Origin of the sequence: Catenulispora pinistramenti (assembly GCF_018274385.1) — a bacterium.
Classification (GTDB): Bacteria; Actinomycetota; Actinomycetes; order Streptomycetales; family Catenulisporaceae; genus Catenulispora; species Catenulispora pinistramenti.
Map to the genome: position 1 here is coordinate 1 of NZ_JAAFYZ010000326.1, position 8,638 is coordinate 8,638.

Sequence of the window (8,638 nt, forward strand, 5' to 3'; positions counted from 1 at the left end):
GCCCCGGACAGCCCGCGGCTGGAGGTCGCCGACCTGGACCTGGACCTGTGGCTGTCCGCCGACCACACCCGGATCCTCCGGCTGGACGAGGACGAGTTCGAGGCCAGCGGCCTGCGGGAGCGTGAGCCGGAGACCGCCGCGCGGGCCGAGGCGGCGTTGGAGGAGCTGGCGGCTATGGCTCATCGCGGGGGCTTTGCGGAGTTGTTGGCTTGATGGTCACCGTACCGCTGTCCAGATCGATCGGACCGCGGTGCGGTTCGCCCTCGCCCTCCTCCTCACGGGTCCATTCGAGCCGGTTCCGCTCGTCCTCGAGGTAGCGCTGGCTCGGGAGGAACATGTCGACGAGGATGCTCATGATGGGGTAACGATCAGAACACCCCGGGCGTTCCATGCCCCGACACGCCGTGTTCCGCGGCCGACTGGGTGAATTATCCGTTCTCTGACTTGATCAGTCGATCGCCCCGAATCATCCTGGTGTCTTCGCATTCCTGAGGGGACAGGAGAAAGGGGGCGCCACTATGGCACCACGCACCACCACCAGCTACTTGAACGCCACCCAGCTCGCCGCCCGCGGCTGGACCCCGGCGATGATCCGCGACTTCCTGGGCCGACCCGACCGCACCGAGTTCGTCGCACGCTTCCGGCATTCGGCCCCGACCCTGCTGTTCGCCCTCTCCCGGGTCCAGGCAGCCGAGCGCACCACGAAATTCACCCAACGCCGCGACCTGGCCCGGCGAAGATCGGCGGTGGCCAAAGCCGCGGCCGACCGCCGCCGCCGGGAAATGCTCCGGCTGATGGCCGCCGACGAGGTGACGATCCCCAAGCTGGCCCCCGACGTGCTGGCCGAGCGCGCGGTCCGGCACCGCGAACCCCGGAACTCGATCGACGCCGGCCGTCCCGACAGCAATACCCTGAACCGCTGGAAGGTCAACTACCTGCGCTACCAGCTCACCCGCTTCGACGCGATGATCGAGGGCATGTTCGGCCGGGTCGGCCGGGCCGCCGCCGAGAAGTGGCTGCGCCGGCGCGCGCTGGAGGCGATCGGGAAGACGTACCCTGACCTGCTCGACGAGTGCCAGCGGCAGCTGCGGGTCAGTGAGCGGGGATGCTGACCGGCATGGGGGATCACACGATGGGGGATTATCAGTGGTGCGCTACACCGTCCGCGAATACGAGCCCGCCGACGAGAAATCCTGGCTCCGCTGCCGGGTCCTGGGGTTCCTGGACACCGCCTACTTCGACGACGTGTGGCGGGCCAGACCGCGGATCCCCGCCCCGGGCTTCGAGCTGGTCGCCGCCGACGAGAACGGCGACATAGCCGGGATCATGGACGTCGAGATCGACGGCGGGCTGGCGACCATCGAGACCGTCGCGGTGCATCCCGACCACCGGCGGCGCGGGCTGGGCCGGGTCCTGCTGGCCCAGGCGAATGCCCTGCTCGTCGGCTCGTCGGCGACCACGCTGGACGCCTGGACCCGCGACGACCCGGACACCTTGGCCTGGTACCGCGCCATGGGCTTCGCCGAGAGCGACCACTACCTGCACGTCTACGCCAACCACTACACCGATTCCGGCGAGCCGGAGCGCGCCGTCCTCACGCCCCGGCCCGGACTGAAGCCGATGATGCTGTTCCTGCACGCGAAGCTCGCTGAGGAGCAGCGCATGCGGGAGGAGTTCGCGCGGGTCCATGTCTGCCGACGCTTCGCCAAAGAACTGTGACGACGCTTCGGCAAGCAGCTGTAGCGACGCTCCGCCAAAGAACTGTGACGAGCCCGCGCCCTACCCCCGATACAACTCCCGTCCGATGATCGTCCGCTGCACCTCGGAAGCCCCCTCGTAGATCCGCGGCGCGCGCACCTCGCGGTAGAGGTGCTCCAGCAGGTGCCCGTGCTGGAGCGCGACGGCGCCGTGGATCTGCACCGCCGCGTCGACGACGAACTGCGCGGTCTCCGTCGCGAACAGCTTCGCCATCGCTGAGCGGCCCGCGATGCGCTTCTCGCCGCTGTCGTAGGCCTCGGCGGCGCTGTAGACGAGCAGGCGGGCCGCCTCGATGCGGGTCGCCATCTCGGCGAGGGAGTGGGAGACGGCCTGGAGATCCTTCAGGACGCCGCCGAACGCCTCGCGCTGGCCGGCGTGGACGATCGAGGCGTCGAGGGCGGCCTGCGCCATGCCCACAGCGAAGGCGCCGACGCTGGGGCGGAACAGGTCCAGCGTGCGCATGGCGACGCGGAAGCCCTGGTCGACCTCGCCGAGCAGGTCCGCGCGGGTGACCGGGACGTTGTCGAAGGTGACACGGCCGATCGGGTGCGGGGAGATCATGTCCAGGTGTTCGCCGCCCAGGCCGGGGCGGTCGGCGGGGACCAGGAACGCCGTGACGCCGCGCGCGCCCGCGTCCGGGGTGGTGCGGGCGAAGACGGTGTAGAAGTCGGCTTCGGGGGCGTTGGAGATCCAGATCTTCTCGCCGCTCAGCGTCCAGCCTTCGCCGGAGCCGTCAGCGGTCGGGCTCGTGGTCAGGCTCGTGGTCAGGCTCGTGGTCAGGCTCGTGGTCGGGGTCGCGGTCAGGGACAGCGAGGCCGCGTCCGAGCCGCTGCCCGGTTCGGACAGCGCGAACGCCGCGACCGCTTCCCCGGCCACCACCTTCGGCAGCCAGTGCGCGATCTGTTCCTCGGTGCCGTTCTGCACGACGGGATACGTGCCGAGGCCCTGCAGCGCCAGGGCGGTCTCGGCCTCGGTCGAGACCTGCGCCAGCGATTCCCGCAGCAGGCACAGGTCCAGCGCCGCGGCCTCGGCGCGGCCGTCCGGGCCGCCGGGGAAGAGCCGGGCCAGCAGGCCGTGCCGGCCCATGGCGGCGAGCAGGGGGCGGTTGACGTGCCCGGGGGCGCCGGCGGCGGCCAGCGGGGCCAGGTCGGTCTCGGCGAGGGTGCGGACCTCGGCGCAGAAAGCTGACTGGGCCGGGGTCAGGCGGAACTGGGTGCCGGATTCCATACGTGTCAATGTAACAAAATCTTGACTGCCGTCACAGAAGTCGTACGCTTGCCAGCACAAGCCAGCACCACGGAGTCACGGAGTCCCGGAGGACCCGATGGACCTGCTCCCGTCAGCGCACGTCGACAGCTTCGCCCGCGACCGCCTGCCCGCCGCGGACCGGTGGCCCGAGCTGCGCTTCGACCTGGGCGACCTGGGTGAACTGCGCTACCCCGAGCGGCTGAACTGCGCCGCGCACCTGCTCGACACCGCGATCGCCGAGTTCGGGCCGGAGCGCGGATGCCTGATCGGCGAGAGCGGGAAACCGGCCGGGGCCGACGCCGGAGCCGAGACCTGGACATATGGCGACCTGGACCGGCGCAGCGACCAGATCGCGAGGGTTCTGACTTCCGAACTCGGGGTGGTGCCGGGCAATCGGGTGCTGCTGTGCGGGCCGAACAGCCCGTGGACGGTGGCGTGCTGGTTCGGGGTGCTCAAGGCCGGCGCGGTGGTGGTGACGGTCGTGCCGCTGCTGCGCAGCGAGGAGATCGCGACCGTCGCCGGGATCGCGCAGGCGAGTGTGGCGCTGTGTGCACCGGGCTGCGACCAGGAGGCTGACAAAGCCGGCGTCCCGGGAATGCGCGTCGTCACCTTCGGCGGGAGCGGACCCGACGATCTGGTCGCGCGCTGCGACCTCGTCGGGGACCGGAAGTTCGAGGCGGTGCAGACCTCGCAGGACGACGTCGCGATGATCGCCTTCACCTCCGGCACCACCGGCCGCCCCAAGGGCTGCCTGCACTTCCACCGCGATGTGCTGGCGATCGCCGACACCTTCGCCAAGCACGTCCTCAAAGCCGGGCCTGACGACGTCTTCGCCGGCAGCCCGCCCCTGGGCTTCACCTTCGGCCTCGGCGGCCTGGTCATCTTCCCGCTGCGGGTCGGGGCCGCGACGGTGCTGCTGGAGCGTGGCAGCCCCGAAGCGCTGCTCGGCGCGGTCGAGAAGCACGGTGTCAGCGTGCTGTTCACGGCGCCGACCGCCTACCGGGCCATGCTCACGATGCTGAAGCCGGACGCCGACGGCGGCGATGCCCGCCCGGACCCCCGCCTGCGCACGCTGCGCCGCTGCGTGTCGGCGGGCGAGGCGATGCCGGCCGAGACCTGGCGGGCCTGGCACGCCGCCACCGGCATCAAGATCATCGACGGCATCGGCGCCACCGAACTGCTGCACATCTTCATCTCGGCCGCCGACGACGACATCCGCCCCGGCTCCACCGGACGCCCGGTCCCCGGCTGGGAGGCCGCGATCCTGGACGCCGACGGCCACCCGGTCCCGGATGGCGAACCCGGCCTGCTGGCCGTCCGCGGCCCGGTCGGCTGCCGCTACCTGGCCGACGAGCGGCAGAGCACGTATGTGCGCGGCGGCTGGAACTACACCGGCGACACCTACATCCGCGACCAGGACGGCTACTTCTGGTACCAGGCGCGCTCGGACGACATGATCATCTCCTCCGGCTACAACATCGCCGGCCCGGAGGTGGAGAACGCGCTGTTGCGGCACCCCTCGGTCCTCGAGGCCGGCGTCATCGGCACGCCGGATCCAGACCGCGGGCAGCTGGTGACGGCGTTCGTGGTGCTGCGGCCGGAGGCACCGGCCGGCCAGGCCGCCGTCAAGGACCTGCAGGAGTTCGTCAAAGCGCGGATCGCGCCTTACAAGTACCCGCGCTCCGTGCACATCGTGGACGCGCTGCCCCGGACCAACACCGGCAAGCTCCAGCGGTTCAAGCTCCGAGACCTGCTCTGAACCACGCCGGGCAGCACGGTATCTTGCCGAGGTGAGCGCCATGTCGAAGACCGAAGGGCCCGCGGCCGACTCCGGCGCCATGAAGGCGCCGACGCCGCGTTCACTGATCGTGTCCTTCTTCGGCGCCTACGGCCGCGAACTCGGCGGCTGGATCGCGGTCGCGGACCTGGTGACGCTCCTGGGCCGACTCGGCGTGGACGCCCCGGCCGTGCGCTCCGCGGTGTCGCGCCAGAAGCAGCGCGGCTTCCTCCAGGCACGACAGGCCGACGGCGTCGCCGGCTACTCGCTGTCGCCGGAGGCCGAGGAGATCCTGGCGGACGGCGACCGGCGCATCTACCTGCGACAGGACGTACAGCTGTCCGACGGCTGGGTCCTGGCGGTCTTCTCGGTGCCGGAGACCGAACGCCACCGGCGCCACCTCCTACGCTCCCGCCTCTCCCGGCTCGGCTTCGGCACCACGGCACCCGGCGTCTGGATCGCCCCGTCGCACCTCGCCGAGGAGGCACGCCACACGCTGGAGCGCCTGGAGCTCGCGGAGTATGTCGACCTCTTCCACGCCGACTACCTCGCCTACGCCGACCTGCGGGACTCGGCGGCGCGCTGGTGGGACCTCGGCGCGGTGCAGGCCGGCTATGCGGAGTTCTCGGCGCAGTTCCTGAAGACGGAAGCCGATGCGGCAGACGACGCCGACGCGTTCGCGACGTACTTGCTCGCGCTGGACGCCTGGCGCCGGATGCCCTACCGCGATCCCGGACTGCCGCCGGAGCTGCTGCCGGACGACTGGCGGGGGACGCAGGCTGCTGACATCTTCTTCGGGCTGCACGATCGGTTGCGGGGACGCGGGTTGCGCTACGTGAAGAGCGTGGTTTCGAGGTAGTACCGCAGGATCGCCAGGGCGTCCTCGCCGCTTCGCTGACCGCCCAGCACACTGGAACCGAGACCGTTGACCATGGCGAGCAGCCCGGCGGCGGTCAGCTCCGGGTCCTTGTCCGCGGCGACATCCCCGGCTTGCTGCCCCGCCCGGATCTGCTTGGCGAGGAAGCCTTCGAGGATGGCGGGCTGGGCCGCGCCGTGCTTCTCCAGGACGTCCGGATCGCTCAGGACGAGCGTGTAGTAGCCGTTGTAGGTTCTGGCGATCCGGCTGCTCTCGGCGTCGGTGGGGACGATGCAGGACAGGATCGCGGTGACCACTGAGCGCGGCGTGGGCGGGGTGCCGGCGGCCCCGATCCAGGTGTTCATGCGCGCCTGAAGCTGGCTTTGGAGCCGCGCCAGGGCATCCAGCAGCAGGGCTTCCTTGGTCGTGAAGTAGTACTGCACCAGGCGCAGGGACACGCCGGCCTCGGCCGCGACCGCGCGCATGCTCGCCGATTGCAGGCCCTGCGTGTCCGCGATCCGGAGCAGCGCCTCGGCGATCTGCGTTCTGCGTTCCTCGTGGTCGACCCGCGTGGCCATGGTGTGACGCCCCTCTCGTGGTACACCCGTATCATGTCGTGATACACATGTATCATGACAGTCAGCGAGTTCAAGAGCGCCGAGGCCGCCGACCGCTTCCACGGTGTGTATGAGGAGCTTCTTGCCAAGTTGTGGCCGGGCTCTCGGACGATGCTCGATGTGCCGACTCGGTTCGGCACTACCCGCGTTGTGCGCACCGGCCCTGGCGCTGGCCCCGGCACCGACCCTGGCCCCAGTCGCGGTACCAGAGCCCGCGACCCGATCGTGCTGCTGCCGGCCTCCGGCGGGAACGCTTTGATGTGGCACCGGTATGTCGAAGCACTGAGCCGCGAGCACGCCGTCTACGCGGTCGACACGGTCGGCGAGCCCGGCGGCAGCGTGCAGACCACGCCGATCGCGGACGGCCGGGACGCGGCGGCATGGCTGGAGGAGCTGCTGGTCGGGCTCGGCGCGACGAACGCACACATCGTCGGCTGCTCCTACGGCGGCTGGATCGCCCTGAAGCACCAGATCCACCACCCGGGGCGCGCCGCAGCCCTCACGCTGGTGGACCCAGCGGGCTTCGCCGAGGTCGGCTGGCGGTTCTACCGGTGGGTGATCGTCGGCGGACTGGCAGGGCTGGCGCCGCGGCCACTACGGCCCCGACTGGCGCGCGCCGTCCACAACAGCGCGATCCTGGACAGCGACCTCATGACCCTGATGCGCGCCTCAATGGGCTTCCGGCGCAGGCTTCCCAAGACCGATGTCCTCACCGACGAGGACCTGCAAGCGCTTCAGGTGCCGGCACAGTTCCTACTCGGCGCACGCAGCGCGATCCACCACTCGGACCAGGTGGCCGAACGGCTCGGCGAGACGCTTCCCACGGCGCGCGTCGAGGTCATCCCCGGAACCGGCCACGCGCTGTCCACCGACGAGCCGGAGTTGGTCACCGACCGGATCCTCAAATGGTCACCACCCCAGAACCGCACAGAGCCAAGCCACCACAAGGACGACAGTCAAGGCGCCGATGACCCACCACTCGCCGCCCTCGGTTAGCCCGCGTCTCCGACCCGACGACACAGCCAACTCGCCGAACTCCTCCCACAGAACCCGCGCCCGGAGCAACTCGCCGCATTCCGGACGGCCCCCGAGCCGACAGATCAGGACACTCACTGTGTTCGGGGTTCGGATCTTTTGGAGGGGGCTGGGGTTTGCGGGCCGGGTTGCGGTTGGGTTGTGGTTGTAAAGCTTTTTACGGCCTTCGGTCATAGTTGAACCGGTTCGGGGTTCGGGACGGCAAGTACGTATATCGGCTGCCGGTTCGCGCGTTCACAACCCCGCCGCAACTCAGGCCTCTTCAACTCCAGCAAGTCAGAGCAAGGACACAGGCCAGATCAACAGCACAGGCAAGATCAAGGGCTGAAGATCAAGATCAAGACCATGGTGAAGGGCCGGGCCTCCGGCGGGCCTCGGCAACCTCAGGGAAACTAGCGCGGTTCCCTAGGGTGGCTGGGTCGGTCTCAGCGGCGGCGGCCTGTGAGGTGGTGCGGTCCGTTCCCCACGGCCGCGTCGTCAGCCCGGGGGGTACAGCACCGGTGTCCGGGGGTAAAGTCCGCGCACGGCGGACATGCAGGTAGGCGGCGGTTTCGTATAGCGCGAACTTGACCCCCGGCCACCGGCACTGTAGGCGAAGCCCTGCCGACGCGACCGAGGGGAACGAACCGAAAACCGACCGGAGAAATGGCAAAGCCCGGTGGTTCGGTACCGGCGGCTCGGCGGATTCGGCCGCCGGTCGGGGCGCTGGCATCGCGACAGTCGCAGGGTGCTCATTCTGTGCTGGCGGGTGCGGTCGCAGGTATGGGCGCGGGCTCATCTGGCTGCCAAGATCGCTGCCGCCGGATCACAGACAGACCCGACCACCAAGATGGCTGCCGCCGGATGACAGATTGTCTAGCCGCCAAGGCATGCCACCTACCGCACCCGGGCATGTTCTCGACCAACTGACCACCGGCCCGCCGCCACACCCTCACCGGCAGCCGCATCACCGACCCGCGTTGTCGGTCCCTTCGATTGCCATTCTTCCGGTCGGTTTTCGGTTCGTTCCCCTCGGTCGCGTCGGCAGGGCTTCGCCTACAGTGCCGGTGGCCGGGGGTCAAGTTCGCGCTGTGCGAAACCGCAGGTCAAATGCTCGACCGTAGCGCGCGGACTTTACCCCCGGACACCGGTGCTGTACCCATCGGGCTGACGACGCGACCGTGGGGAACGGACCGCACCACCTCAGGGACCGCCGCCGCTGAGACTGACCCAGGCACCCTAGGGAACCGCGCTAGTTTCCCTGAGGTTGCCGAGGCCCGCCGGAGGCCCGGCCCTTCACCATCGCCTTTGACTTTGATCTTGCTCTGGCCCTTTGCCCTTGCTCCGACTTGCTGGAGTTGAAGAGGC

Annotated in this window: 9 protein-coding genes; 6 read left to right on the top strand and 3 right to left on the bottom strand. The window is 69.7% G+C overall.

Annotated features, from left to right (window positions below):
- A partial coding sequence (locus tag KGQ19_RS45550; RefSeq protein ID WP_498038955.1) for a DUF402 domain-containing protein occupies positions 1 to 213 on the top strand: 213 nt, incomplete at its 5' end.
- On the opposite strand, the gene KGQ19_RS53210 is transcribed toward KGQ19_RS45550, so the two are convergent.
- Positions 173 to 391: a DUF6191 domain-containing protein gene (locus tag KGQ19_RS53210; RefSeq protein WP_368862253.1), complete on the bottom strand. Its 219-nt coding sequence runs from the start codon at positions 389 to 391 to the stop codon at positions 173 to 175. The two genes, KGQ19_RS45550 and KGQ19_RS53210, sit on opposite strands and share 41 nt — an antisense overlap.
- 127 nt (positions 392 to 518) lie before the next feature.
- Here KGQ19_RS53210 and KGQ19_RS45555 point away from each other — a divergent pair, with 127 nt between their 5' ends.
- Positions 519 to 1,112 (top strand): hypothetical protein, encoded by a 594-nt coding sequence (locus KGQ19_RS45555; RefSeq protein ID WP_212021344.1) that lies wholly within the window; start codon positions 519 to 521, stop codon positions 1,110 to 1,112.
- A 34-nt stretch (positions 1,113 to 1,146) separates the two neighbouring features.
- Positions 1,147 to 1,719 (top strand): GNAT family N-acetyltransferase, encoded by a 573-nt coding sequence (locus KGQ19_RS45560; RefSeq protein WP_212021346.1) that lies wholly within the window; start codon positions 1,147 to 1,149, stop codon positions 1,717 to 1,719.
- Between the two features lie 60 nt (positions 1,720 to 1,779).
- Here the strand turns inward: KGQ19_RS45560 and KGQ19_RS45565 are convergent, their stop codons facing one another.
- The gene (locus tag KGQ19_RS45565) at positions 1,780 to 2,985 is read right to left on the bottom strand and encodes an acyl-CoA dehydrogenase family protein (protein WP_212021348.1); all 1,206 of its coding nucleotides are present in this window, start codon (positions 2,983 to 2,985) and stop codon (positions 1,780 to 1,782) included.
- A 97-nt stretch (positions 2,986 to 3,082) separates the two neighbouring features.
- Here KGQ19_RS45565 and KGQ19_RS45570 point away from each other — a divergent pair, with 97 nt between their 5' ends.
- Both KGQ19_RS45570 and KGQ19_RS45575 read left to right on the top strand, forming a co-directional pair.
- Positions 3,083 to 4,765 (top strand): AMP-binding protein, encoded by a 1,683-nt coding sequence (locus KGQ19_RS45570; protein ID WP_212021349.1) that lies wholly within the window; start codon positions 3,083 to 3,085, stop codon positions 4,763 to 4,765.
- Positions 4,766 to 4,805: 40 nt separating this feature from the next.
- Positions 4,806 to 5,642 (top strand): PaaX family transcriptional regulator, encoded by an 837-nt coding sequence (locus KGQ19_RS45575; RefSeq protein ID WP_230420445.1) that lies wholly within the window; start codon positions 4,806 to 4,808, stop codon positions 5,640 to 5,642.
- On the opposite strand, the gene KGQ19_RS45580 is transcribed toward KGQ19_RS45575, so the two are convergent.
- A complete protein-coding gene (locus KGQ19_RS45580) occupies positions 5,615 to 6,217 on the bottom strand; it encodes a TetR/AcrR family transcriptional regulator (RefSeq protein WP_212021350.1) in 603 nt (200 codons plus the stop codon). The two genes, KGQ19_RS45575 and KGQ19_RS45580, sit on opposite strands and share 28 nt — an antisense overlap.
- 54 nt (positions 6,218 to 6,271) lie before the next feature.
- On the opposite strand from KGQ19_RS45580, the gene KGQ19_RS45585 reads away from it, so the two are divergent.
- Positions 6,272 to 7,252: an alpha/beta fold hydrolase gene (locus KGQ19_RS45585; protein ID WP_212021351.1), complete on the top strand. Its 981-nt coding sequence runs from the start codon at positions 6,272 to 6,274 to the stop codon at positions 7,250 to 7,252.
- Positions 7,253 to 8,638 lie beyond the last annotated feature (1,386 nt).